The sequence below is a fragment of the bacterium genome (assembly GCA_035549195.1).
Classification (GTDB): Bacteria; Oederibacteriota; Muellerivitia; order Muellerivitales; family Muellerivitaceae; genus DASZRK01.
Genome location: DASZRK010000075.1, coordinates 1 through 22,473 on the forward strand (window position 1 = coordinate 1; position 22,473 = coordinate 22,473).

38 protein-coding genes are annotated in these 22,473 nt (G+C 55.5%); 37 read left to right on the plus strand and 1 reads right to left on the minus strand.

Features of this window, described 5'->3' with window-relative positions:
• The 33 genes from tuf to VHE12_12745 all read left to right on the plus strand — a co-directional run.
• Positions 1–140, plus strand: a 140-nt coding sequence (gene tuf, locus VHE12_12585) for an elongation factor Tu (GenBank protein ID HVZ81617.1), incomplete at its 5' end; no start/stop codon positions are given.
• Positions 141–159: 19 nt separating this feature from the next.
• On the plus strand, positions 160–477 hold the full coding sequence (gene rpsJ / locus VHE12_12590; GenBank protein HVZ81618.1) for a 30S ribosomal protein S10: 318 nt from the start codon (positions 160–162) through the stop codon (positions 475–477).
• A gap of 11 nt (positions 478–488) precedes the next feature.
• Positions 489–1,127: a 50S ribosomal protein L3 gene (gene rplC, locus VHE12_12595; protein ID HVZ81619.1), complete on the plus strand. Its 639-nt coding sequence runs from the start codon at positions 489–491 to the stop codon at positions 1,125–1,127.
• Positions 1,128–1,139: 12 nt separating this feature from the next.
• The gene (rplD, locus tag VHE12_12600; protein ID HVZ81620.1) at positions 1,140–1,796 is read left to right on the plus strand and encodes a 50S ribosomal protein L4; all 657 of its coding nucleotides are present in this window, start codon (positions 1,140–1,142) and stop codon (positions 1,794–1,796) included.
• A complete protein-coding gene (gene rplW, locus VHE12_12605) occupies positions 1,793–2,089 on the plus strand; it encodes a 50S ribosomal protein L23 (GenBank protein HVZ81621.1) in 297 nt (98 codons plus the stop codon). The genes rplD and rplW overlap by 4 nt, the downstream gene beginning before the upstream one ends.
• A 3-nt stretch (positions 2,090–2,092) precedes the next feature.
• Complete coding sequence (gene rplB / locus VHE12_12610; GenBank protein HVZ81622.1) at positions 2,093–2,917, plus strand: 50S ribosomal protein L2; 825 nt, start codon at positions 2,093–2,095, stop codon at positions 2,915–2,917.
• Between the two features lie 14 nt (positions 2,918–2,931).
• On the plus strand, positions 2,932–3,219 hold the full coding sequence (gene rpsS, locus VHE12_12615; GenBank protein HVZ81623.1) for a 30S ribosomal protein S19: 288 nt from the start codon (positions 2,932–2,934) through the stop codon (positions 3,217–3,219).
• Between the two features lie 19 nt (positions 3,220–3,238).
• Positions 3,239–3,589 carry a 50S ribosomal protein L22 gene (rplV, locus tag VHE12_12620; GenBank protein ID HVZ81624.1) on the plus strand — a complete coding sequence of 117 codons (351 nt, stop codon included), beginning with the start codon at positions 3,239–3,241 and terminating at the stop codon, positions 3,587–3,589.
• Between the two features lie 20 nt (positions 3,590–3,609).
• Positions 3,610–4,338, plus strand: a complete 729-nt coding sequence (gene rpsC / locus VHE12_12625) for a 30S ribosomal protein S3 (GenBank protein HVZ81625.1) — start codon at positions 3,610–3,612, stop codon at positions 4,336–4,338.
• Between the two features lie 13 nt (positions 4,339–4,351).
• A complete protein-coding gene (gene rplP, locus VHE12_12630) occupies positions 4,352–4,777 on the plus strand; it encodes a 50S ribosomal protein L16 (protein ID HVZ81626.1) in 426 nt (141 codons plus the stop codon).
• Entirely contained in the window at positions 4,774–4,977 is a 204-nt protein-coding gene (gene rpmC, locus VHE12_12635) for a 50S ribosomal protein L29 (GenBank protein ID HVZ81627.1), read from the plus strand. The genes rplP and rpmC overlap by 4 nt, the downstream gene beginning before the upstream one ends.
• A gap of 43 nt (positions 4,978–5,020) precedes the next feature.
• Positions 5,021–5,275: a 30S ribosomal protein S17 gene (gene rpsQ / locus VHE12_12640; protein ID HVZ81628.1), complete on the plus strand. Its 255-nt coding sequence runs from the start codon at positions 5,021–5,023 to the stop codon at positions 5,273–5,275.
• Entirely contained in the window at positions 5,272–5,640 is a 369-nt protein-coding gene (gene rplN / locus VHE12_12645; GenBank protein HVZ81629.1) for a 50S ribosomal protein L14, read from the plus strand. Before rpsQ ends, rplN begins: the two co-directional genes overlap by 4 nt.
• A gap of 3 nt (positions 5,641–5,643) precedes the next feature.
• Entirely contained in the window at positions 5,644–5,964 is a 321-nt protein-coding gene (gene rplX / locus VHE12_12650) for a 50S ribosomal protein L24 (protein HVZ81630.1), read from the plus strand.
• 1 nt (position 5,965) lies between these two features.
• Positions 5,966–6,520 (plus strand): 50S ribosomal protein L5, encoded by a 555-nt coding sequence (gene rplE, locus VHE12_12655; GenBank protein ID HVZ81631.1) that lies wholly within the window; start codon positions 5,966–5,968, stop codon positions 6,518–6,520.
• A gap of 8 nt (positions 6,521–6,528) precedes the next feature.
• Positions 6,529–6,714 carry a type Z 30S ribosomal protein S14 gene (locus VHE12_12660; protein HVZ81632.1) on the plus strand — a complete coding sequence of 62 codons (186 nt, stop codon included), beginning with the start codon at positions 6,529–6,531 and terminating at the stop codon, positions 6,712–6,714.
• Between the two features lie 19 nt (positions 6,715–6,733).
• On the plus strand, positions 6,734–7,135 hold the full coding sequence (gene rpsH / locus VHE12_12665) for a 30S ribosomal protein S8 (GenBank protein HVZ81633.1): 402 nt from the start codon (positions 6,734–6,736) through the stop codon (positions 7,133–7,135).
• 28 nt (positions 7,136–7,163) lie between these two features.
• Positions 7,164–7,733, plus strand: coding sequence for a 50S ribosomal protein L6 (gene rplF / locus VHE12_12670; protein HVZ81634.1), 570 nt, complete (start codon positions 7,164–7,166; stop codon positions 7,731–7,733).
• Positions 7,734–7,754: 21 nt separating this feature from the next.
• On the plus strand, positions 7,755–8,120 hold the full coding sequence (gene rplR / locus VHE12_12675) for a 50S ribosomal protein L18 (protein HVZ81635.1): 366 nt from the start codon (positions 7,755–7,757) through the stop codon (positions 8,118–8,120).
• Positions 8,121–8,134: 14 nt separating this feature from the next.
• Positions 8,135–8,647 carry a 30S ribosomal protein S5 gene (gene rpsE / locus VHE12_12680; GenBank protein ID HVZ81636.1) on the plus strand — a complete coding sequence of 171 codons (513 nt, stop codon included), beginning with the start codon at positions 8,135–8,137 and terminating at the stop codon, positions 8,645–8,647.
• Positions 8,644–8,820: a 50S ribosomal protein L30 gene (gene rpmD / locus VHE12_12685; GenBank protein HVZ81637.1), complete on the plus strand. Its 177-nt coding sequence runs from the start codon at positions 8,644–8,646 to the stop codon at positions 8,818–8,820. Before rpsE ends, rpmD begins: the two co-directional genes overlap by 4 nt.
• Before the next feature lie 9 nt (positions 8,821–8,829).
• Positions 8,830–9,267, plus strand: coding sequence for a 50S ribosomal protein L15 (rplO, locus tag VHE12_12690; GenBank protein HVZ81638.1), 438 nt, complete (start codon positions 8,830–8,832; stop codon positions 9,265–9,267).
• Entirely contained in the window at positions 9,268–10,605 is a 1,338-nt protein-coding gene (gene secY / locus VHE12_12695) for a preprotein translocase subunit SecY (GenBank protein ID HVZ81639.1), read from the plus strand.
• Positions 10,605–11,264: an adenylate kinase gene (locus VHE12_12700; GenBank protein HVZ81640.1), complete on the plus strand. Its 660-nt coding sequence runs from the start codon at positions 10,605–10,607 to the stop codon at positions 11,262–11,264. The genes secY and VHE12_12700 overlap by 1 nt, the downstream gene beginning before the upstream one ends.
• Positions 11,261–12,004: a type I methionyl aminopeptidase gene (map, locus tag VHE12_12705; GenBank protein ID HVZ81641.1), complete on the plus strand. Its 744-nt coding sequence runs from the start codon at positions 11,261–11,263 to the stop codon at positions 12,002–12,004. Before VHE12_12700 ends, map begins: the two co-directional genes overlap by 4 nt.
• 28 nt (positions 12,005–12,032) lie before the next feature.
• Positions 12,033–12,251, plus strand: coding sequence for a translation initiation factor IF-1 (gene infA, locus VHE12_12710; protein HVZ81642.1), 219 nt, complete (start codon positions 12,033–12,035; stop codon positions 12,249–12,251).
• A 19-nt stretch (positions 12,252–12,270) separates the two neighbouring features.
• Positions 12,271–12,384, plus strand: coding sequence for a 50S ribosomal protein L36 (gene rpmJ, locus VHE12_12715; protein HVZ81643.1), 114 nt, complete (start codon positions 12,271–12,273; stop codon positions 12,382–12,384).
• Positions 12,385–12,394: 10 nt separating this feature from the next.
• Entirely contained in the window at positions 12,395–12,775 is a 381-nt protein-coding gene (rpsM, locus tag VHE12_12720; GenBank protein ID HVZ81644.1) for a 30S ribosomal protein S13, read from the plus strand.
• A gap of 33 nt (positions 12,776–12,808) precedes the next feature.
• Entirely contained in the window at positions 12,809–13,240 is a 432-nt protein-coding gene (gene rpsK, locus VHE12_12725; protein ID HVZ81645.1) for a 30S ribosomal protein S11, read from the plus strand.
• 11 nt (positions 13,241–13,251) lie between these two features.
• Positions 13,252–13,872, plus strand: a complete 621-nt coding sequence (gene rpsD / locus VHE12_12730) for a 30S ribosomal protein S4 (GenBank protein ID HVZ81646.1) — start codon at positions 13,252–13,254, stop codon at positions 13,870–13,872.
• Positions 13,873–13,920: 48 nt separating this feature from the next.
• On the plus strand, positions 13,921–14,934 hold the full coding sequence (locus VHE12_12735; protein ID HVZ81647.1) for a DNA-directed RNA polymerase subunit alpha: 1,014 nt from the start codon (positions 13,921–13,923) through the stop codon (positions 14,932–14,934).
• A gap of 18 nt (positions 14,935–14,952) precedes the next feature.
• Positions 14,953–15,432 carry a 50S ribosomal protein L17 gene (gene rplQ / locus VHE12_12740; GenBank protein HVZ81648.1) on the plus strand — a complete coding sequence of 160 codons (480 nt, stop codon included), beginning with the start codon at positions 14,953–14,955 and terminating at the stop codon, positions 15,430–15,432.
• Positions 15,433–15,560: 128 nt separating this feature from the next.
• A complete protein-coding gene (locus tag VHE12_12745) occupies positions 15,561–16,016 on the plus strand; it encodes a hypothetical protein (protein ID HVZ81649.1) in 456 nt (151 codons plus the stop codon).
• A 73-nt stretch (positions 16,017–16,089) separates the two neighbouring features.
• On the opposite strand, the gene VHE12_12750 is transcribed toward VHE12_12745, so the two are convergent.
• Positions 16,090–16,551, minus strand: coding sequence for a hypothetical protein (locus VHE12_12750; protein HVZ81650.1), 462 nt, complete (start codon positions 16,549–16,551; stop codon positions 16,090–16,092).
• Positions 16,552–16,782: 231 nt separating this feature from the next.
• On the opposite strand from VHE12_12750, the gene VHE12_12755 reads away from it, so the two are divergent.
• From VHE12_12755 to VHE12_12770, 4 genes are all read left to right on the plus strand, one after another.
• Positions 16,783–17,469 (plus strand): hypothetical protein, encoded by a 687-nt coding sequence (locus VHE12_12755; protein ID HVZ81651.1) that lies wholly within the window; start codon positions 16,783–16,785, stop codon positions 17,467–17,469.
• Positions 17,466–19,520 carry a glycosyltransferase family 39 protein gene (locus tag VHE12_12760; GenBank protein ID HVZ81652.1) on the plus strand — a complete coding sequence of 685 codons (2,055 nt, stop codon included), beginning with the start codon at positions 17,466–17,468 and terminating at the stop codon, positions 19,518–19,520. Before VHE12_12755 ends, VHE12_12760 begins: the two co-directional genes overlap by 4 nt.
• Before the next feature lie 68 nt (positions 19,521–19,588).
• Entirely contained in the window at positions 19,589–21,610 is a 2,022-nt protein-coding gene (locus VHE12_12765) for a hypothetical protein (GenBank protein HVZ81653.1), read from the plus strand.
• Positions 21,611–21,637: 27 nt separating this feature from the next.
• Complete coding sequence (locus tag VHE12_12770) at positions 21,638–22,342, plus strand: hypothetical protein (GenBank protein HVZ81654.1); 705 nt, start codon at positions 21,638–21,640, stop codon at positions 22,340–22,342.
• The last annotated feature ends 131 nt before the right edge of the window (positions 22,343–22,473 follow it).

Consider the following 22,473-nt stretch of genomic DNA (forward strand, 5'->3'; position numbering starts at 1 on the left):
AGATGGTGATGCCCGGGGATAACATCACGATGGAGATCGAGTTGATCGTGCCGGTGGCGATGGAGAAGGAACTGCGTTTCGCCATCCGTGAGGGCGGCCACACCGTGGGCGCCGGCGTCGTCACCCAGATCATCGAGTAAAGAAAGGGACGGTCCTAAAATGGCCACGGCCACGAGTCAAAAGATCCGGATCAAATTGAAGGCCTACGACCACCGTTTGTTGGATCGGTCGACGGTCGAGATCATCGAAACGGTCCGCCGGACCGGCGCGGTGGTATTGGGGCCCGTGCCCCTTCCGACCGAGATCAACCGTTACACCGTCCTGCGCAGTCCCCATGTGGACAAGAAGTCGCGTGAGCAATTCGAGATCCGGACGCACAAGCGCCTGGTGGACATCGTCAATCCGAACCAAAGGACCATCGATTCACTGATGAAACTGGACCTGCCGGCCGGCGTTGACGTCGAGATCAAACTGTAAGGGTGGATGAGATGAGCGAGACCGTGAAGACATTGATCGGCAAGAAGATCGGCCAGACCACCCTTTTTGAGGAAAGCGGCAAGGCCACCCACGTGACCGTGCTGGAGGTGGGTCCTTGTGTGGTCATCCAAAAGAAGACCCAGGACAAAGAGGGGTATAACGCCCTTCAATTGGGGTTCGCTGAGAAGAAAGAAAAACACACGACGAAGTCGCTCCAAGGCCACTTCAAAAAGTCCGGGGCCACTCCGAAACGGGTGCTCAAGGAAGTGATCGTGACCGACGCAGCGCCCTTCCAGGTCGGCCAGACTTTGACGGTCGAGAACCTGAAGGAGACGGTCTGGGTGGATGTGACGGGCGTGACCAAAGGGAAGGGTTTTCAGGGTGTGGTTCGTCGCCACGGGTTCCGCGGTGGTCGTAATTCCCACGGCAGCATGTTCCATCGTGCGCCGGGTGGTATCGGCGCCTCTTCCGATCCTTCCCGTGTCTATCCCGGGAGCCGGATGCCGGGCCATATGGGGACCACACAGAACACGGTCTTGAACTTACGGGTCGTGAAGGTGGACTCGGACAACAATCTACTTTTCGTCAAGGGCGCGGTGCCCGGGGCCAACGGCGGGATCATTACGGTCCGCCCAAGCGTAAAAAAATAAAGGTGATCAGGCATGCCTAAAGCGAATCTTTACAATCCAGCGGGTCAATCCACCGGGCAGGTGGACCTTCCCGAGTCCCTTTTCGGGCTCAAGGTCCGTCCCCATCATTTGTGGAGGGGTGTAACCACCCACTTGGCCAACCAACGTTTGGGAACGGTCAAGACCAAGGCCAAGGGCGAGGTTTCCGGGGGCGGCAAGAAGCCCTTCAAACAGAAAGGGACCGGGAACGCCCGCCAAGGGTCCATCCGGGCCGTTCAATTCGTGGGTGGCGGCATCGCCCATGGGCCGAAGCCCCGTGATTATTCCAAGGCGCTCCCTAAGAAGATGCGCCGCCAAGCCTTGGCCGAATCCCTTTCCGACAAGGCCCAACAAGGCAACCTTTTGGTCATTGAGAGCTTGAAGTTCGATGGTCCCAAGACCAAGCAGGCGGCCCTGATGCTCAAAGGCTTGGGTGTCACCGGCAAGAAATGCCTGGTGGTCACCGACCAATCCAACGAGAACACGTCCAAGAGCTTCCGTAATCTCCGCGGGGCGACCCTTTTGTCCCGAGAGAACCTGAACACCTATGAGGTGGTCAGCCACGAGGTGGTCGTTTTGACCCAGGGCACCCTGAAGAAGCTCACCGAGTCCCTTACGACCGCCGCGTCGGGCAAGGAGAAGGTGTCATGAAGAAGATCCAAGAGGTCATCATCCGCCCCTTGATCACGGAGCGCAGCACCCAGTTGCGCGAAAAGGGAAAGTATTCCTTCCAGGTCCATCCGAACGCGACCAAGCAGGAGATCCGTAATGCGGTCGAATCGATCTTCAAGAAAGATAAGGTCGAGGTCTTGAAGGTGAACACGACCAAAGTTCCGGCCAAGCTCCGCCGTTTCGGCCGCTCCCAGTCCAAGGCCTATCGCTGGAAGAAGGCGATCGTCACCCTCAAGCCCGGCCAAAAGCTGGAACTCATGGAAGGGGCATAACCCATGGCCATCAAAGCCTACAAACCAACCTCCGCTGGCCGCCGCGGCATGACGGCCATCGTGGACAAGGACCTGACAAAAAAGGCCCCGGAAAAGTCCCTGATGGAACCCCTCAAGTCCACGGGCGGGCGCAATATGTATGGTCGTATCACTTCGCGCCACCGCGGCGCCGGGCATAAGCGCCAATACCGTGTCATCGATTTTGGCCGGGGGAAGGACGGCATGACCGCCAAGGTCGTCTCCCTCGAATACGATCCGAACCGCACCTCTCGCATTGCTCTCATCCAGTTCCTGGACGGAGAAAAGAAGTACATCCTGGCTCCTGAGGGCTTAAAAGTGGGCGACCAGGTCATCTCCGGGCAGGGCGCCGATGTGAAACCCGGCCACGCCATGAAATTGAAGGATGTCCCCCTCGGTACCATGTTGCACAACATCGAGCTTCGTCCCGGCAAAGGCGGGCAGTTGGTCCGGTCCGCCGGGTCCGTCGCCCAGTTGATGGCCCGGGAAGGGGACTATGCGACCATCAAGCTGCCCTCGGGTGAGATGCGGAAGGTCCATGTGGAATGCATGGCCTCCGTTGGACAGGTCGGGAACCTGGATCACATCAACGTCAGCATCGGCAAGGCCGGCCGCATGCGTTGGATGGGGGAAAGGCCCCAATCCCGCGGTGTGGTGACCCGTCCAGGCGACGGCCATCCGATGGGCGGTGGCGAAGGGAAAACCTCCGGTGGCCGCCATCCGACCACGCCTTGGGGCAAGCCGACCAAGGGTTACAAGACCCGTAAGAACAAGTTCACCGAGAAATACATCGTCACACGCCGTAAATAACCAAAGAGGTCGCCATGAGCCGATCGATGAAAAAAGGTCCCTACCTGGACCAAAAGCTGATGAAGTTGATCCAGAAGATGAACCGCGCCAGTGACAAGAAGGTCATCAAGACCTATGTCCGTCGCTGCACGGTCCATCCGGAGATGGTGGGGCATACCTTCGCCATCCATAACGGGAAGAAATTCATCCCCGTCTTCATCACGGAGAACATGGTCGGTCACAAGCTGGGCGAGTTCGCCCCCACCCGCACTTTCAAGGCCCACGGGGCCGTGAAGACGGAAAAAGCCTCGGCCCTGAAATAGGCGAAAAAAGGAAACGGACATGCAAGCACAAGCGATCTCCCGATTTACCAGCGTGACGCCCCGCAAGGCCCGTCAGGTCGTGGAGTTGATCAAGAAGAAGAACGTTGGGGAGGCCTTGAACATCCTTGCCTTCACCAAGAAGCGGGCGGCCGGTGTCCTGGCGAAGGTGGTCAAGGCGGCGGTCTCCAATGCCGGTCAGAACGGCCGGGTCGACGTGGACAAATGGGTCATCAAATCCATCCAGGTGGATGGTGGCCCTATGAAGCGCAATACGCGCCGTTTCATCCCCCGGGCCATGGGCCGGGCCAGCTTGATCCATAAGCGGACCAGCCACATCCGGGTGATCGTGACGGACGAGACAAAGAACTAGCCAGGGCTAGGGAGGGACTTTTGGGACAAAAAATCAATCCGACGGGTTTACGCGTCGGCATCATCCGGGACTGGGATTCCTTGTGGTTCAACGCGAAGCATAAGATTTATACCCAGACCCTGCTCGAGGATATCGAGATCCGCAAGTTCGTGAAACTGCGCTTAAAACACGCCGGTATCGCCCGGGTGGTCCTGAAGCGCAAAGGGGAAGTGGTCGAGGTCGACATTTTCGCTTCCCGTCCCGGTATTGTCATCGGCAAGAAGGGGTCCGAGGTCGACAAGCTGAAGGAAGAGCTCCAACGCTTCTCGAAAAAAGAGGTGCGGATCAATATCAACGAGGAGAAGCATCCCGAGACCAATGCCCAATTGATCTCCGAGGGTGTGTGTGGACAGTTGGAAAAACGGGTCGCTTTCCGCCGCGCGATGAAAAAGGCCATCCAAGCCGCCCTGGACGGCGGGGCCAAGGGGATCAAGATCATGTGCTCCGGCCGTTTGGCCGGCTCCGAGATCGCCCGAACCGAATGGTACCGTGAAGGCCGGGTGCCCCTGCATACCCTCCGGGCCGATATCGACTTCGGTTTCTCCGAAGCGAGCACCACCTATGGCAAGATCGGCGTGAAGTGCTGGGTGTTCAAGAAAGAGATCTTCGGATCGAAGGATAAACAAGAAGAAGTGGTCCCGGCCAAGGCCAAGCCCCAGGCCCGGGAAAGACGCGGTCCCGAGAGCCGGCCCGCGCCGACCAAGGCTTGATTAAGGAAAGACCATGTTAATGCCCAAACGTGTGAAATACCGCAAGACGATGAAAGGCCGGATGCGAGGCCAGACGAAGAACGGCGCCGAGATGGCTTTCGGCGAGTTCGGCTTGAAATCGATGGATGCTTCTTATGTCACCGATCGCCAGATCGAAGCCGCCCGTGTGGCCATCAACCGCCACATGAAGCGTGTCGGTAAACTTTGGGTCCGGATATTCCCGGACAAGCCGATCACCCGTAAGCCTGCCGAAGTCCGTATGGGCGGTGGGAAAGGCGCTCCGGATCATTGGGCCGCGGTCGTCAAGCCGGGTCGTATCCTTTTTGAGCTGAGCGGTTGCCCTGAGAAAGTGGCCCAAGAGGCTTTTGAATTGGCGGCCCATAAATTGCCGGTGAAGACGCGTTATATTTCCCGCTCCCAGTCCGGAGGTGTGGCATGAAATCGAAAGAGATCAGGGACCTCAACTTGGATCAGATCAAGAGCCAATTGATCTCCAAGGAAGAGGAACTTTTCAATTTGAAGATCCAGCTGGCCACGAAACAGCTGGAGAACCCGATGAAGATCCGGGAGGCCCGCCGCCATGTGGCGCGGCTCAAGACGATCCTTCGTGAAAAAGAAAAAGACAGCAAGGCTTCGTGAGGAGATATCCATGACGTCGCAAGAACAACGGCCAAAAGCCAGGATGAAGACGGCGGTAGTGCTGAGCCGCAAGATGGACAAGACCGCGGTGGTCTCCATTGAGCGTCTCGTGAAACATCCGCTCTACCAAAAATTGGTGCGTCGCAGCAGCCGCTTCAAGGTCCACGACCCCAAGAATGAGACCAAGAAGGGCGATGTGGTCTTGGTGGCCGAGACCCGTCCCATCAGTGCGGACAAGCATTGGCGTTTAGTGAAGATCCTTAAGAAGGCCGTCCAGGTCGAGGAGGCCAAGGTATGATCATGCCTCAGACGGTCTTGAACGTCGCCGACAACAGTGGCGCCACCAAGATCATGTGCATCCACGTGTTGGGCGGGACCCGCCGTCGTTACGCCGCTATCGGCGATATCATCGTGGCCGCCGTCAAGGAAGCCATCCCGGGAGCGGGTGTCAAAAAGAGCGAGGTCGTTCGGGCCGTCATCGTCCGCCAACGCCGTGTGTTCTCGCGGCCGGATGGGTCCAACATCCGTTTCGACGAGAATGCGGCCGTGATCATCAATGACCAAATGAACCCCCGGGGAACGCGCATCTTCGGGCCCGTGACCCGCGAACTGCGCGAGAAGAATTTCATGAAGATCATTTCCCTGGCCCCGGAGGTCCTGTAAACCATGCATGTTCATCGTGAGGATACGGTCCTGATCCTGACCGGGAAGGACCGTGGAAAGAAGGGAAGGGTCATCCGGCTCTTCACCAAGACGGAGAAGGCCTTGGTCGAGAAGATCAATATGGTCAAACGCCATACCCGGCCCACCCAGCAGATGCCCCAAGGGGGAATACTCGAGAAAGAAGCCCCGGTGGCCATCTCGAACCTTCAGGTCGTTTGTGGAAAGTGCCAAAAACCGACCCGTGTCGCGCACAAGGTCCTCGCCAACGGCCAGAAGGTCCGCGCCTGCAAGAAGTGCGGCGAAATCATGGATAAGGAAAAGTAAGATGCCGACCACTACCATCCTGAAGGATCGCTATAAGAGCGAGATCGTTCCGGCCCTCATGAAGAAATTCGAGATCAAGAACGTCATGCAGGTGCCCAAGGTCGAGAAGATCGTCATCAACGTCTGCGTTGGCAAGGCGGCTTCCGAGAACAACATCAAGTTGTTGGACATGGCGGTCGATGAGCTGGCTTTGATCAGCGGTCAAAAGCCGGCCGTGACCCGTTCCAAGAAGGCCATCTCCAATTTCAAGCTCCGGGCCAACCAGCCCTTGGGCGCCAAAGTGACGTTGCGAGGGGACCGGATGTACCAATTCATGGAACGCCTTTTCATGGTCTCCTTTCCCCGGATCCGCGATTTCCGCGGGGTTCCGACCCGTTCTTTTGATGGGCGCGGGAATTACACCCTGGGGTTGAAAGAGCAGATCATTTTTCCGGAGATCAATTTCGACAGTGTCCAGTCCATCCACGGCATGGACATCACTTTCGCGACCAATTCGAAGAACGATGAGCAGGCCAAGGAGCTTTTGAAGCTTCTGGGCATGCCCTTTAGGAACTAGGAGAGCCCATGGCGAAAAAATGCCTCATCAACAAGCAGAAAGAAAAGCCCAAGTTCAAGGTCCGGGCCTATAACCGCTGCAATCTCTGCGGGAGGCCCCGAGCTTTCCTGAGACGTTTTGGGATGTGCCGTATCTGCTTCCGTAAATTGGCCGGTGAGGGAAAGATCCCCGGCGTCGTTAAAGCCAGCTGGTAAGGTTAAGGAGCCAAAATCCATGTCAATGACGGATCCCATCGCCGATATGCTGACCCGTGTTCGCAATGCGAACCAGACCTACAAGGAAAAGGTGGACGTTCCTTTTTCCAAGTTGAAGCTGGAGATCGCCCGCATCCTTTCCGAGGAAGGGTTCATCAAGAATTACAAGGTCGTCGAGGAAAAGGCCAAGCCCTCGGTGATCCGTATCTCCATGAAATACGGGGAGAAAAAGGAAAAGGTCATCACCAACATCTCCCGGGTCAGCCGTTCAGGACGCCGTGTCTATTCAGGCAAGGCCCATATCCCCAAGGTCATCGGCGGGTTGGGGATCGCTATTCTTTCAACCTCGAAGGGGATCTTGACCGACCAGCAGGCCCGTCAACAGGGCGTGGGCGGTGAAGTCCTTTGTTACGTTCATTAAAAGCTAAAGCGAAGATAGGGGAATTTTCATGGCACGAATCGCCAAAAAGCCGATAACACTGCCCAATGGGGCGAAGATCAAGGTCGATGGGGCCCATGTTACGGTCGAGGGACCCAAGGGCTCCTTGAGCATGGACTTAATGCCGGGAGTGAAGGTCGACCTGCAAGATAAGAACCTGACGGTCTCGACGGTCGAGGCCTCGAAAAGCGATGCGAAAGCCCTGAACGCCAGCCATGGTTTGATCCATGCCCTCATCAAGAACATGCTCTTGGGCGTCACCACCGGGTTCGAGAAGAAGTTGGAGATCCAAGGTGTCGGTTACCGCGCCCAGATCGAAAAGGGGAAGCTCAGTATGTCCTTGGGGTTCAGCCATCCGGTGGTCATGGAACTTCCGAAGGGGATCACGGTGGACATCGAAAAACAAACCCTCCTGACGGTCAAGGGGACCGACAAGTACCTGGTGGGTGAGATCGCTTCCAAGATCCGCCGGGTCAAGCCCCCGGAGGTCTACAAGGGGACCGGGATCCGTTATTTGGGCGAATATGTACGCAAGAAGGTCGGGAAGACCGGCGCGACCGGTAAAGCCGGCGGTAAATAAGATAAATTCGAGGAGTTCGTCATGGCTTTGGAACAGCAGAACATCAAAAGGCTCCGTCGGCATACCCGGATCCGTAAGAAGGTCCAAGGGACCACGGAGAGGCCGCGTTTGGTCGTTCACCGTGGCGCCAAGAACATCTCGGCCCAATTGATCGACGATACCAAGGGAGTGACCTTGGTATCGGCGGCAAGCTTCGACCAGAACCTCCGCAGCAAGGTGAAATACGGAGGGAACATGGAGGCCGCCAAGGCCGTGGGCGAACAGATCGCCAAATTGGCGAAGGAAAAGTCGGTCACCAAAGTTGTTTTTGACAGGGGAGGCTTTCCCTTCCACGGCCGGGTCAAGGCCTTGGCGGAAGCGGCCCGTCAAAACGGACTCCAATATTAAGGATAAGGAAGACCATGGCCCGAATTGACGCATCTAAACTCGATTTGAAGGAAAAGGTCGTTCAGATCAACCGTGTGGCCAAGGTGGTCAAAGGTGGTCGGCGCTTCAGCTTCGCCGTCCTGGTGGTGATCGGGGACGGGCATGGACACGTGGGGGTCGGCACGGGGAAGGCGAGCGAAGTCCCGGATGGCATCCGCAAGGCCGTGGACGACGCGAAAAAGAACCTGATCGTGGTGCCCTTGAAGGAAAACACCCTTTTCCATGAAGTGGTGGGCGTTTTCAAGGCCTCGCGCGTGATGCTCCGTCCGGCGGCGCCCGGGACCGGGATCAAGGCCGGTGGCGGCGTGCGTGCGGTTTGCGAATTGGCTGGGATCCACGACATCCTCACCAAGTCCATCCGATCGGACAATACCTTTAACGTGGTCCAAGCGACTTTGCAGGGATTGCGGTCGGTCCGTTCTCCTGAAGTGGTCGCGGCCTTGCGCGGCAAGACCTTGGAAGCCTTGTCGGGAGCGCAAAAATCATGAGTGAACTCAAGATCCAGTTGGTCAAAAGCTTGAATGGACGCCTGCCGAAGCATGTCAAGATCGCCGAGGCCTTGGGCTTGAAGAAGATCCGTCAAACGGTGGTCAAACCTGATACTCCGGTCATCCGGGGAATGGTCCAAAAGATCGACTATCTTGTCGAAATCAAAAAATAAGGGTCTGAAATGAAAATCTCTGAATTAAAACCTGCCCGCGGCTCGGTCAAACGCCGCAAGATCGTCGGAAAGGGGCCCGGTTCGGGTCATGGAAAGACCGCGACCCGCGGCAACAAAGGCCAGAATTCGCGCACCGGCGGTGGTGTTCGCTTGGGGTTCGAGGGCGGCCAAACCCCGATCTATCGTCGGCTCCCGATCCGGGGTTTCAAGAGCCTCGATAAAAAGGTTTTCGATGTCGTCAATCTGGATCAGCTTTCAACTTTCCCCAAGGGCACCACGGTGACGCCGGCCGAGATGAAGGGTAAGGGGTTCATTGGCAACCTCCAGGCCGTTAAGGTCCTGGGTGGGGGAGAGATCAAGGTTGCTTTGACGGTGAAGGCCCAGGCCTTCAGCGCTTCGGCCATTGAAAAGATCAAAGCCGCGGGCGGAACAACGGAGGTCTTGTAATTGTTTTCTGCCTTCCTCAACATCTTCCGCGTCCCCGAACTTAAGAACCGCGTCCTTTTCGTCCTTGGAATCCTTTTGGTCTACCGGATCGGGACCCATATTCCCGTTCCTGGTGTGAATATACAGGCCTTGGAAAGCGCGTTCCGGAGCCAGAATAACGGCATCCTGGGGTTCCTGAACCTCTTTTCCGGGAACGCTTTCAAGCAGGCTTCCATCTTTGCCCTGGGTGTCATGCCCTATATCAGTATGTCCATCATCCTTCAGCTTTTGACGGCGGTCATTCCGACACTGGAAAAGCTCTCGAAAGAGGGTGAACTGGGACGCCGCAAGATCACCCAATACACCCGCATCGGAACCGTGGTCCTTTGCCTGATCCAGGGAACGGGAACAACTTATCTCTTCCGGAATTTCGGAGATAACGTGGTCCCCAATTGGGGCCTTGGATTCCAGATCATGGCGGTCCTAGCCTTGACCACGGGCACTGTTTTCATCATGTGGTTGGGTGAACAGATCACGGAATACGGTGTGGGCAACGGGATGTCCATCATCATCTTCGCGGGGATCGTGGCCGCCCTTCCAGGGCAATTGGACGCCACTTATCGCATGGTCCAAGCCCAGACCATTTCCCTCTTGGCCGTTCTTTTCTTCGGTCTTTTCACGGTCTTGACCATCGGTTTTATCGTGATCCTCCAACAGGGGGCCCGTAAGATCCCGGTCCAATACGCCACCCGTGTTGTCGGTCGGCAAGTTTTCAAGGGACAATCGACCCAGCTTCCATTGAAGGTCGATTATTCGGGCGTCATCGCCGTGATCTTTTCTTCGTCCATTCTGGTGTTCCCGTCCACTATCGCCAAATACGTCCAGAACATTCCCTGGGTTTCCGCCGATCAGGGCTGGCTCTACAACACGATGGAATTCGTCGTCCGTAATTTCTCGCCGGGTGCTTTTGTCTACTATGTCCTTTATTCGGCTTTCATCGTCTTTTTTTGCTACTTCTACACGGCCATCGCCTTCAATCCGACCGACCTATCCGAGAACATGAAGAAGTACGGTGGTTTCATCCCGGGGATCCGCCCGGGACAGCCTACGGCCGAGTTCATCGACCGGACCCTGACCCGGATCACCATCTGGGGAGCTTTGGCGGTCTGTGCCATCGCGGTGATACCCGATGTCCTTACCCGTAACCTCCATATCCCCATACAATTCGGAGGGACCTCCCTCCTGATCATCGTGGGGGTCGCTTTGGACACCATGAAACAGATCGAATCCCACCTCCTGATGAGGCACTACGACGGCTTCATGAAGAAGGGCCGATTGAAGGGACGGAGCGCGTTCTAATGAGAATCATTCTTTTAGGGGAACCGGGAGCCGGCAAGGGGACCTATTCGGCCGAATTGGTCAAGCGTTACGGCATTCCACAGATGTCCACTGGCGATATGTTGAGGGCGGCTGCCAAGGCCGGATCGGCTTTGGGGCTGCAAGCCCAGGAATTCATGAAGAAGGGTGCGCTGGTCCCCGATTCTTTGGTCATCAAATTGATCGAAGAGCGGATCCAGCAACCCGACGCCCAGAAAGGTTTCATACTGGACGGGTTCCCGCGGACCGTGCCCCAAGCCGAGAGCCTGGATGAGATGCTCAAGTCCTTGAACATCTCCTTGACCTGTGTGGTCAAGATTGTGGTCAGTCGTGATCTGCTCCTCTCCCGTTTGACGGGACGCCGGGTCTGTCCGAATTGCGGGGCGACCTACAATATCGGGACCAATATGCGGCCTCAAAAAGACGGTATTTGCGACAAGTGCGGGAAAGAACTGATCCAAAGGGCGGATGACCGCCCGGAAACGATCGAGAATCGCCTTTCCATCTATCAACGCGATACCGAACCCTTGATCGATTTTTACGATAAAAAAGGCCTCTTGAAACGGGTCGATTGTGAAGGACCCTATGAGGAGGTCATGGGCCGGATCTACGGCACTTTGGAAAAAGCGGCCAAGGTTTGATCACCCTCAAGTCTGAATCCGAGCTGAAGTTGATGCGCGTCAGCGGGAAAGTCGTGGCCGATGCTTTGGTGGAGCTGGGTAAACGGGTCAAACCGGGCGTGACCACCCGGGAACTCGACCAGTTCGCCTTTGACTTTTTCAAGAGGCATGACTGTGTGCCGGCTTTCCTGGGTTACCACGGTTATCCGGCGACCATCTGTGCTTCGATCAACTCGGAAGTGGTCCATGGGATCCCCGGGGATCGGGTGTTGCAGGAAGGCGACATTGTCGGTGTGGATATCGGGGCTTTTTACAAAGGTTATTGTGGGGATTCGGCCAGGACCTTTCCGGTCGGCAAGGTCGATCCGGAAGTGACCCGGCTTTTGCAGGTGACCTGGGAGTCGTTAGAACGGGGTATCCGCCAATGCCAGGTGGGGAACCGCATCTCGGATATTGGGGCTGCGATCCAGGATTATGTCGAAAAGCAAGGTTTCTCGGTCGTAAAGGACTATGTGGGACACGGGATCGGCCAAGCTATGCACGAGGAGCCCCAGGTGCCTAATTATGGCAAACCCCACCAGGGGCCGCGTTTGGTCGAGGGGATGTGTCTAGCCCTAGAACCCATGGTGAACATGGGAGGGGAGGCGGTCAAGGTCCTGGGGGATGGCTGGACAGTCGTGACAAAAGATGGTAAATTCTCGGCCCATTTTGAGGACACGGTCGCCGTCCGATCCCAAGGGCCAGAAATATTGACCCGCTGACACCCGGCTGAAGGGTTTGGGGAGGACTATGGCAAAGGAAGAGGCGATTTCGGTCGAGGGAACGGTGATTGAGGCCCTTCCCAACGCCAGCTTTAGAGTGGAACTGGAGAACAAGCACGTCGTTCTGGCCCATGTTTCCGGAAAGATGCGGATGAATTTCATCCGGATCCTACCGGGGGACCGGGTCACGGTGGAATTGTCACCCTACGATCTTAGTCGAGGCCGGATCACGTACCGGTTCAAATAATCGAAGAGGAAGGTTTCAAATGAAGGTCCGGTCATCCGTAAAACCCATATGCGATAAGTGCAAGGTCATCCGCCGCAAGCGAGTGATCCGCGTTATCTGCACAAACCCAAAACACAAACAACGGCAAGGATAGAGAGGAATCTATGGCTCGCATTTCCGGTATCGACCTCCCCAAGGAAAAAAGAGTGGAAGTGGCTTTGACCTATCTTTTCGGGGTGGGCCCAGCCCTTTCCAAGAAGATCCTCTCGAAGGCCGGCGTGAATCCTGACATCCGGGTGAAGAACCTCAAGGACGATGAGATCGGGCGGATTCAGAACGCCATCAATCAGGAAAATATCAAGGTCGAAGGCGATCTTCGTCGCGAGATCTCCATGAACATAAAGCGATTGATCGACATCGGAACTTTCCGGGGCAGCCGCCATCGCAAGGGCCTTCCGGTCCGGGGTCAAAGGACGAAGACCAACGCCCGGACCCGTAAAGGACCCCGTAAGACGGTGGGTAGCGGACGTAAAAAAGAAGAATGATCCAGAGGGTCGTAATTTTCTAAGGAGATGAGCGTGACGGAAAAAGCGGAAAGCAAAGCCGAAGTCAAGGACGATAAGAGCGCCCCGCAAACTGCGGCGGTCAAAAAAGGAAAGAAGGCCCCCCGGAACGGCGTGGTCCATATCCAGTGTACCTTCAATAATACTTTGGTGACCATTTCAGACCCCAAAGGGAACGTCGTGGCTTGGTCCTCGGCAGGATCCATGAATTTTAAAGGGAGCCGGAAGTCCACTCCTTTTGCCGCTCAAGTGGCTGCGGAGACCGCAGGAAAGAAAGCGGTCGATGCTGGCATGAAGGCGGTCGAGATCTATGTGAAGGGCCCGGGTTCGGGCCGGGAAGCGGCCATTCGGGCTATCCAGACCAGCGGGCTCCAAATTTCCATGATCAAAGATGTCACCCCTATCCCCCACAATGGCTGCCGGCCGCCTAAGCGCCGTCGCGTTTAAAGGAGAATCGAATGAACGCCCAATCCGTTTGCCGGATCTGCCGACGAGAAGGCATGAAACTCTATCTGAAAGGGACCCGTTGCGAGACCGAGAAATGCGCTTTCGAGCGCCGCGGTTACGCGCCGGGACAGCACGGCCAAAAGCGCCGGAAGGACACCGAGTACGGACTTCAGTTGCGCGAAAAACAAAAGGTCAAGCGCATCTACGGGGTCCTGGAACGCCAATTCCGCCGTTACTTCGCCATCGCCTCGGCCAAAAAGGGCGTCACGGGTGAGACCCTCCTGCAATTGTTGGAACAGCGATTGGATAATACCGTTTACCGGATGGGTTTCGCCGAATCCCGCCGCCAGGCCCGGCAAGTCGTGCGTCATGGAATGGTCTTGGTCAACGGCAAGAAGGTCGACATTCCTTCTTATACCCTGAAGGCCGGGGACAAGATCTCCGTCGCCGAGAAATTCAAAGAGAACGTCGGCGTCAAGCGTTCCTTGGAGACCCTCCAAAAGCGGGGCGTCCCCGAGTGGCTGGAAGTCGATACCGCCGCTTTGGCGGGGACCTTCTTAAAGGTCCCGAACAAGAACGAGATCGCCCTGCCGGTCCAAGAACAGCTCATCGTCGAACTTTACTCGAAGTAAACCTGAACCAGGCAACGGAAAACGGCAGAAAAATTCCCGGGAGGAATCATGCAAATCGGAAATGTTCAGATCCCTAAATTCTTGGATTACGAGAAGGAGTCACTAACCCCGCTCTATGGCAAGTTCATCGCTGAGCCTTTCGAGCGCGGGTATGGCCAATCCGTGGGGAATTCGATCCGCCGGATCCTTCTTTCCTCTATCACGGGTGCGGCGGTCACTTCCGTCAAGTTCGAAGGGGTCACTCACGAATTTTCTTCCATTCCCGGTGTGGTCGAGGATACGACCGAGATCATCCTCAACCTCAAGGAATTGAAGATCAAACTGCATAATTCAGGCCCCAAGACCCTGCGTCTTTCCGTGAAGGGTGAACGCAATGTGGTGGCCGCCGATATCCAGGCCGATGCGGATGTCGAGATCTTGAACCCTCAATTGCACTTGGCCACCCTCACCGAGGATGACGCGGCTTTGGACATTGAGATCGAAGTGGGAGAGGGTCGCGGCTATGCCCCGGCGGAGCGCAACAAACGGGAAGGCCAGCCCATCGGTGTCATCCCCATCGATTCGGTCTTCACCCCGGTCCTTCAAGTCAAGTATTCGGTGGAATCGGCCCGCATCGGCCAGATGACCGACTATGACAAGCTCATCATGGAGATCTGGACCGACGGCCGCATCAGTCCCGAGGATGCCCTGGGCTATGCCGCCAAGATCCTCCGCGATTCCCTCCAGATCTTCATCAACTTCGAGGAAGAACCGATCCAACAGGATGATTCGGTCAGCGAGGAAGAGGAACGTTTGCGGGAATTGCTGAACGAGAGCGTCGAGGAATTGGAATTGTCGGTCCGTTCCGCGAACTGCCTGAAGACCGCCAACATCAAGACCATTGGGGATCTGGTCCGTAAGACCGAATCCGACATGTTGAAGTACAAGAATTTCGGCCGGAAGTCCTTGAACGAGATCAAGGAGATCCTAGGCGGTATGGGGCTTTCCTTCGGGATGGATGCCGATTCCATCTTGACCAAAGGGAAGGGCCTCGCGGTCGCCCGCATCGAAACCACGGTTTAAATCCCAGAGGAGTTTTTCATGAGACATCAAGCCCATCACGGCCGCCTCGGCGTCCAACCAGCCCATCGCCGGGCCATGATCCGCAACATGGTCACGTCCCTGTTGAAGCATGAACGGATCAAGACCACCAAGGCGCGGGCCAAGGAAGTCCGCCGCTATGCGGAGAAGATGATCACGACCGCTAAGAAGGAGACCCTTGCTTCCAAGCGCAACGTGCTGGGGTTCGTCCGTGAACGAGAAGTAGTGAACAAGCTTTATAAGACCCTGATCTACCGCTATGCCCAACGCAAGGGCGGATACACCCGGATCCTGAAGCTGGGTTATCGGATGGGAGACGGTGCCGAGATGGTCTTCCTGGAATTGGTGGACCGTCCGATGGAAGAGAAGACCGCTGAGAATCCGGCCGAGAAGAAGGAAGGGAAGGCGGAGGACCAGAATCCTGAAGCAGCCCCGCAAGGAAAGAAGAAAAAAGCGAAGGAAGCTTCGTCGGTATCCTAAAAGAGGGGAAGCGGGAGGCGAGCCGGAGTAGTCCTCCCATGCACCCGGAATGGGCGTGCTCCATGAAACTTTCGGCTCGGTCTTTCATCCTTACGCTCCTATCCTTTCTTTTTGTCCTTTCCGCCCAAGTGAACGCTCAAAACGCCGACACCGGCTTGGCCGGAAGCCTGGAAACCAACCATCAGAATTATTTCTACAAGGACCCGAACAAAGCCTTCATGTTGGCTTTTTTTCCGGGGCTCCTGATCCATGGGTATGGTCATTTTTACGCGGATGACCACCTGATGGGGAACGTGCTTTTGACCGGTGAGATCGTGTCGGTGGTTTCATTCGGCCTGGGGGCTTTGATCCGGTCCGATACGGCGACCTTCTCAGGTGGATTATTGGGCGATTCCAAGAACGCCGATAACATCGGGACCAACCTCATGTGGGGAGGGGTCATCGCTTTCACGGGTCTTTGGATCGTGGATATGGCCCATGCGCCCACGGCAGCCAAGGACTTCAACGATGAGCATGGGTTGAAGCCGGTCGCTTACTTGGACTTTCAGCAAAAACCGATGGTGGCCTTGGCTTACCGATTCTAGGTCTGGGCTGTGCGGGATCTGAGGACATAAAAAAAGGGCGGGCCTTTTGGCCCGCCCTTTTTTTTAAGATGGATCAGGCCTTCATCTCAGGTGAATTATCCTTCATTTCCTCGGATTTGAAGATCTGGTTCGAATTCTTGTGGGACCCTTTGGTGAGCTTGTAACCCGCAGCTTCCAGAGCCTGCTTCCAACTGCCGAATTCCCGCCGGGCGGCGGAGTAAAGGGCCAAACGATCCCGGTAAGTGCTCAGTAGCTTTTGGGATTCAGCCTTGCGGACCTCCTCCAAAACCTGCTCCTTGGACCACTTGGTCAACTTGTTGCGACGGCGCGTTTTCCCGGCTTCCAGGATCTGCTCGTAGTCGATCCCGGCGGCATTTACGGCGTTGGCCCAACTGGAGAAATAACGGCGGGAACAAGCAGCGGTGAACAAGGGAATGTAGTTCTTCGAGATGTTGCTTGCGGAAATGTCCACATTCTGTTTTTTCAGATCCTGGATCGTTTCAACGATCTTTTCTTTCGACCATTTTTGCTTCATGAAAGCCTCCTGAATACTCGACAAAAAGAATTGCTAAAGGGTTTAGGCCTAAGACCTAAGCAATGTTATGATATATTATGTTATATTATGACGCAACAAGCTTAATGGATTTTTAACAGAAATAATCACGACAACTGCAGATTATCGAGAAAAAGATCGTGAAAATCGTTTATTTACGCGCCTCCTTCATTACTCTCGCCATTAAGACGATCTAGTGCTAAAAACCAGTTCATGAACTGGTTCCCCCTCATTTTTAGTTCGTTTTTTTACCTGCTTATTTCGACCCTTTTGGTCTTTTTATTTTCCTTTTTTGTCCCTTCCCTTGGTCATTTGGAGGATCTGGGCATCGGGTCAGAAGTGGTCCATCTGGACCTATTGGCTCCTTGGGGAATGGTCTTGTCCGCCGTATCGATCTCTCTTTTGGTGCGAGCAAGCCAAGGGATCGGGATCCAGGGAAAAGGTGTGTTGAACAATTTTCAGCCCCTGCTTTATTTCACCGGTATGTGGGTCGAGCGGACCTGTTACATCGTTCGGGATCATGGGACCTCGGCCATCCTGGCACCCCTCTTCTTATCGGCCCTTTGGATACCGCTTTTCCTTTGGGTGGCGAGCGCTTATTCCGGGGAGGCCCTTGCCCATGAGGAATGGGAAGGGGAAAAGCGACCTGGCTGGGGGATCCTGTTCTTTTGGACGGCCGTTTTTTTCTCCTTCGCGGTCCAACTGACCCTCGGTGGCTATGGGGCCTGGGGAGCCGTTCAAGGCCTGGCTTTCCTGGGAATGAGCTATTTGGAGTTCAGAAAGCTGCGGGAGTCCGGCTTATTGGAAGGAGCTGTAGGCACTGGTTTTCGCTGGATCTACTTGACCACGCTCGTTCTTTTCGTAGGGTTCTATGTCGCGAATCATTTGGGGGTCTTGTGAGATCGAAAGCGGCCTTTTGGGTCTTCGTGACCCTTCTGATCGCCGCCAATACGGCGTTGGCCTATGGTGGCTTCCCGCCAGTAGTGACTGGGTGGGTCTTCGTAGCCGGCTTTTTGGTTCCGACCACCGCCCTCTTCCTCAAGGATCTTTCAGGTGCTCTTTCATTTCGAAGAGTGGAAAAGAAACCGGCGCCAAGCACGGCGCTTTTGGCATTGGTGTCCTTGATCCTACTGGGTGCTGTCCCCAGGTTCTGGCGTTTGACGGAAGATTTCCTTTGGCCTACGGGCGATGAAGGGCTTCATGGTTTCCTGGCCATGGGCCTGGCCCGGCATTGGACGGGTCAGTTCTTTTATACCGTGGGGGAGCATCCGCCTCTGTTGATCTGGTCCCTGGCCCTGATGTTCAAGGCGGGATGGAATGGTTTGACCGCTCTTTGGTGCCTTCCCGCTTTTTTTTCGCTGATCCTCATTCCGGTCGGTTATGGGGCGGCCCGCCGTTGGTTCGACCGGAAATGGTCCTTGGTCTTTGTGTTCCTGTTGGCGATCAGTTATTGGCCCCTTTCGCTGGGGCGATATTGCCACCAAGGACTTTTCGTTCCGTTCTGGGAACTTGTCGCTCTTTGGGGAATTGGAGAACTGGCGGAAGGACCCAGGGTCCGATGGCATGGGTGGGATATATTCCTCTTGGGCCTCTGGATCGGGCTGGGAACCTTGACCTTCACCGCCTGGTGGGCGGTCCTTTTCGGGGCAACTTGCCTTTGGTTGGCCCTTTTCAACGGACGTGGACGGATGGCGCACGTCGCCTATTATTCCGGCCTCCTGCTCGGGATCTTGCCGTTCCTCATCGCGGCGTTCCGGGAAGGCTATGGACACCATCTTTTGGATTCTTCTCCCCTCAACCCGGGATTTGGACCATCCCACCTTTGGATCACGCGACTTTCCTATATCACAAGTCTTTTTTGGGGTTCGCTTCAGGCAGGTACTTCCTATGGCCCGCTTTGGGGTGGAATGCTGAATCCCATCCTGTCCACGGCTTTTTGGGTCGGTTTAGCGGCTTTGATCCAGGACCGAGCCTCCGGGAAGTCGAAGATCACCTTGTTTTTCCTTTTTATTTGCCTTTTGCCCGGTCTCCTGGCGGGGGACTATGTTGAGTTGAACCGGATCATCCAGGTCATGCCTTGGGTCCTATGGACCTGTGTTGTGGGCCTACGAGCCGTTCTTTCCCGACTCAAGGCCGATAAAACGGCGACTGTGGGTTTGTGCCTGATCCTGGCCGTTTCGACCGCCCTGGATGGCTGGCATTACCTGAAGCCGGTCCTTTCCGGCGAAAGGGCGAGGATCGAAAAGGCCTCCTTTGCCGATGGGAATGAAGGATTCCTCGCCTATCGGACCCTTCAAGGCGTTGCCAAATCCCAAGGCCCGGGGATCGTCCTGACGGATTTCATGCCCCTGAAGTTCGGCCATTCCCTTTCCGTGGCGGTCCATTCCTTTAATGCGGCCGAGAACGACCGTTTGGACCCCCAAGCCTGCTCTTGGGCCGCCTTGGTCACGGAGGTCCAATTGGTCCCTTTCTTACGGAGCCGTTTTCCAAAGGCCCGTTGGTTTTGGTTCCATTCCGTCCCGCCCGCATTGGAAGGCGGAATGGCTTTAGGCCTCATTCCGATCGGGGAAAGGGACCGAAAATGGATCTCAGACCTGATCGCGGTCCATCATTCGTTCCATCGGTTGAACCTGGAGGCTGAACGAAGCTTCAATGGGCCCCAGTATTTCAAGACGGCCTTGGAGGACACCTGGGATCTTTATCCCCGGATCAAAGGGGATCGTTACCTGGAAACGGTCTTTTGGGAATGGGTCTCCCAGTTCAACTTGGGATCGGATCCATCGATCTCGGACCGAGTTTTAGTGAAGGCTTTGGAGCGTGGATATCCAACAGCGGACTTGTTGGAAAAGCTGTCCCGATACAAGGCCCAAGAAGGAAAAACCAAAGAAGTCGAAGAGTTCCATGCCCGGGCCCTGGAGGCCTTGCGAGAAGTTCAGGAGATATTCCCTTGACCGCCGTTCCTAACCGCAGGATCCCACGAATCACAAAGACATTTCTCCGTTCCACCTTATGGACCCTTTTGTTCATCGACCTCTGCTACCTTTCCTATGGTTGCGATCTTTCCAAGATGGGCGCTTATGCCTTGGGATCGCACGGCTTGTTCATGTTCGCGACCCTTTACGGGCTTTCGAAAGGGATAACTTCCAAGCGTTCGGCCCGGGAAGGTTCCGTATCGGGGCCGTCCCCAATGACCGTGCTCTTATTTTTGGGCGTCGTGGGTTACCGGATATTGGTCCCGTGGTGGGGCCATCCTTGGCCGACCGGGGATGAGGCGCTCCAAGGTTTCTTGGGAATCCATCTGGCGGAACATTGGGAGTGGCGTTATTTCTACACGGTTGGGCAACATCCTCCTTTGTCGATCTGGATCTATACGGCCTTCCTTGGAAAATTCATACCTGTCCGTCTATTCTTGGCCGCCAGTGCGGCCTTGGTTTCCGTTGCGACCTTCCTGGTCTGGACCTTCGTAATCCGGCGCCTTTTGCCGAAACAAGGGGCAGGATGGTTCGGGTTTCTAATGGCTTTTGGATTCTGGCCCGTATACGCAGGGGAGTTCTATCTCCAGATGGTCCCTTTTTTCGAAGGAGTGGTCCTTTGGATGGCCGTTCTTTGTTTGACGGCACAGGGGATGAAGCGAAAAAGGTGGGCCGCTTTGGGCTGGGGGACGGCGACCGGCCTGGGGTTCTTCACTTATGCCTCTTGGGTCGGTGTGGCGATCGCTTCCATCCTGTTTTTTCTTTGGGCATACAAAAAAAATAAGGATTTTAGGTCCGCGCTCCTTTATTTCATTTCACTGGCCATTACCATAGGTCCTTTCTTGTATTTCGCGGTCCGGGAGGGGTTCGGCGCACATTGGATAGAGATCGCACTGACCAGTCCCAATTTCTCGATACAGCAGAAATTATCCAATGTTGTTTCTTATTGGACTGCCCTCTGGTTCGGGGCCTTGGTCAAGAATGCTTCGAACGCTCCGGCTTGGGGAGGGTTCCTGAACCCGATCCTGGGGCTCGCCTTTTTCCGGGGAATATTGGGGGTATTCAAGGGCAAGGATGTTCGGGAAAGGGTCCTTTTGGTCCTGTTCGTTTGGTGTTTGGCCCCGGGGATGGCCACTTCCGATTATCCAGGTCTTTATCGCATCGTTCAGGCCATGCCCTGGGCCCTGATCATTGTGGTTCTTGGACTTGTTGCCTTTTACCGGGAATGGACCAAGCTTCGATGGGGGCCTCTGGTTTTTTCCCTTTTTTTGGTCTTGTCGATGGGGTTGGATGCCTTCCACTTGGCCAGGGCCAATAATTTTGACAGTGGTCTCCGACGCGGGCCCTCGAGCCCGGACCAGAGGGTGAACCAGGAAGCCTTCCTTGCCCTTCAAAGAAAAAGCGTGGAAGAAGGACCCGGCTTGATCTTCTCCGATTTCCTTTTGCTTTCCCGCAACCATAGCCTGACCGTGGAAACCTATCCCTTCAATGCCGCCCTCAACCCCAAGCTCGATCCCCCCCAGGCCCATTGGGCGGCCTTGATCGTCAACCGTCACCTGGAGGATGCCCTTTCAAAACGGCTCCCACAGGTCCAATGGCTTCCTCTTCCCAGTGGTCAGGTCGAGGAGGACGGAGGTCTTGTCTTGGGCTTGGTCCCTTTGGGTCCGAAGGAGCCTGCCTTTCTCGGGAAATGGCTCCAGGCCCATCGATTCTTCCACGAACGTCAATTCGAGGCTGAATGCATCCTCAATGATCCTGAAATTTATCAAAAAGCCGCCCACGCTTTGGAGCGGGGGTACCCTTTGATGGCGGGAGATCCGTTCCTGGAGTCCCTCTATGGGGAGTGGGTCGCTCAATATCATTTCAAGGAAGGCCTGGGACCCAATCTGCAGGCCCTTCACCGGGCGATCCGGAAAGGCTACCCCACGGCGAATCTTTATTGGAAATACGGGAATTTCCTCTACCTGGTCGGCCAAAAGGCGAAAGCCCAGGAAGCTTATTCTATGGCGGTCCGAAGCCGCCCCAATTACACTGACGCCCAGTTGATCCTGGATCAGATCCGGAAATAACCCTTCGGTCTTGAGGGCCGTTCCCAAATGCCGATCTCCATCATCGTGGTCATTCTACTTGCTTGGGCCATTTCCAGGGCTTGGGCTTATTACATCGAACAATCCTCCGACATCCCCCATATCCGTCTACTGGAACCCTGGTATTGGTTCCTGCTCTTGAACATATTCCTGACCCCTATCAGCAGCAATTTCGACCCCGAATTGGTGGGGGTGGGTCTTTTCATCCAAGTTGTACTGTCCATCTGGTTCGCTGTTTCCATCGGATGGATCATCGGGTCCTGTCCGCACAAAGCGGCCTATCACCGGCAAAGTCCCTTCCATAAAGGGCTCCGAATCCTTTGCTGTTATCGTTGTGGAACGCCCCTTCCACCCGGGGAGGAATCGATACTGGTCGAGAACAGGGATTGGAAGGTCCTTTTGTTCCAGATCCCGCCCAGCTTGTTGGAATATGTGACCTTTTGGGTGGCCCAATCCCTGATGGTCTTGATCGGTCTTTTCCTGGTCTTTCGCGTCCTGCACCATCCGGACGCGCAACACAAAGCGGTGCTGGCATCCATCGTGTTGATCGTATTCGTTCCTCCCGCGCTTTTTTTCTGGGGCAGATTCAGGAATTATTTGAAGGAGAACCAAGGCATGATCTGGTGGGCGGACCTCAAAAGGACCCTGTTGGCCTGGGGTGCGGTCTTGGTCTTTCTGTGGTTACTGTTCCATTTTTGGCTTTTCGCCAATTGATCCGCCTTCCGCTCCTTGACATTCAGAAGTCGGGTCGGTATAGTCCGACCAGCAGTAATTTCGAGGAGTTTTTCATGGCCTTCGGCATCGCGACAACCTTGGTCCTTTTGTTGGTATTGGTACCGGTTTTG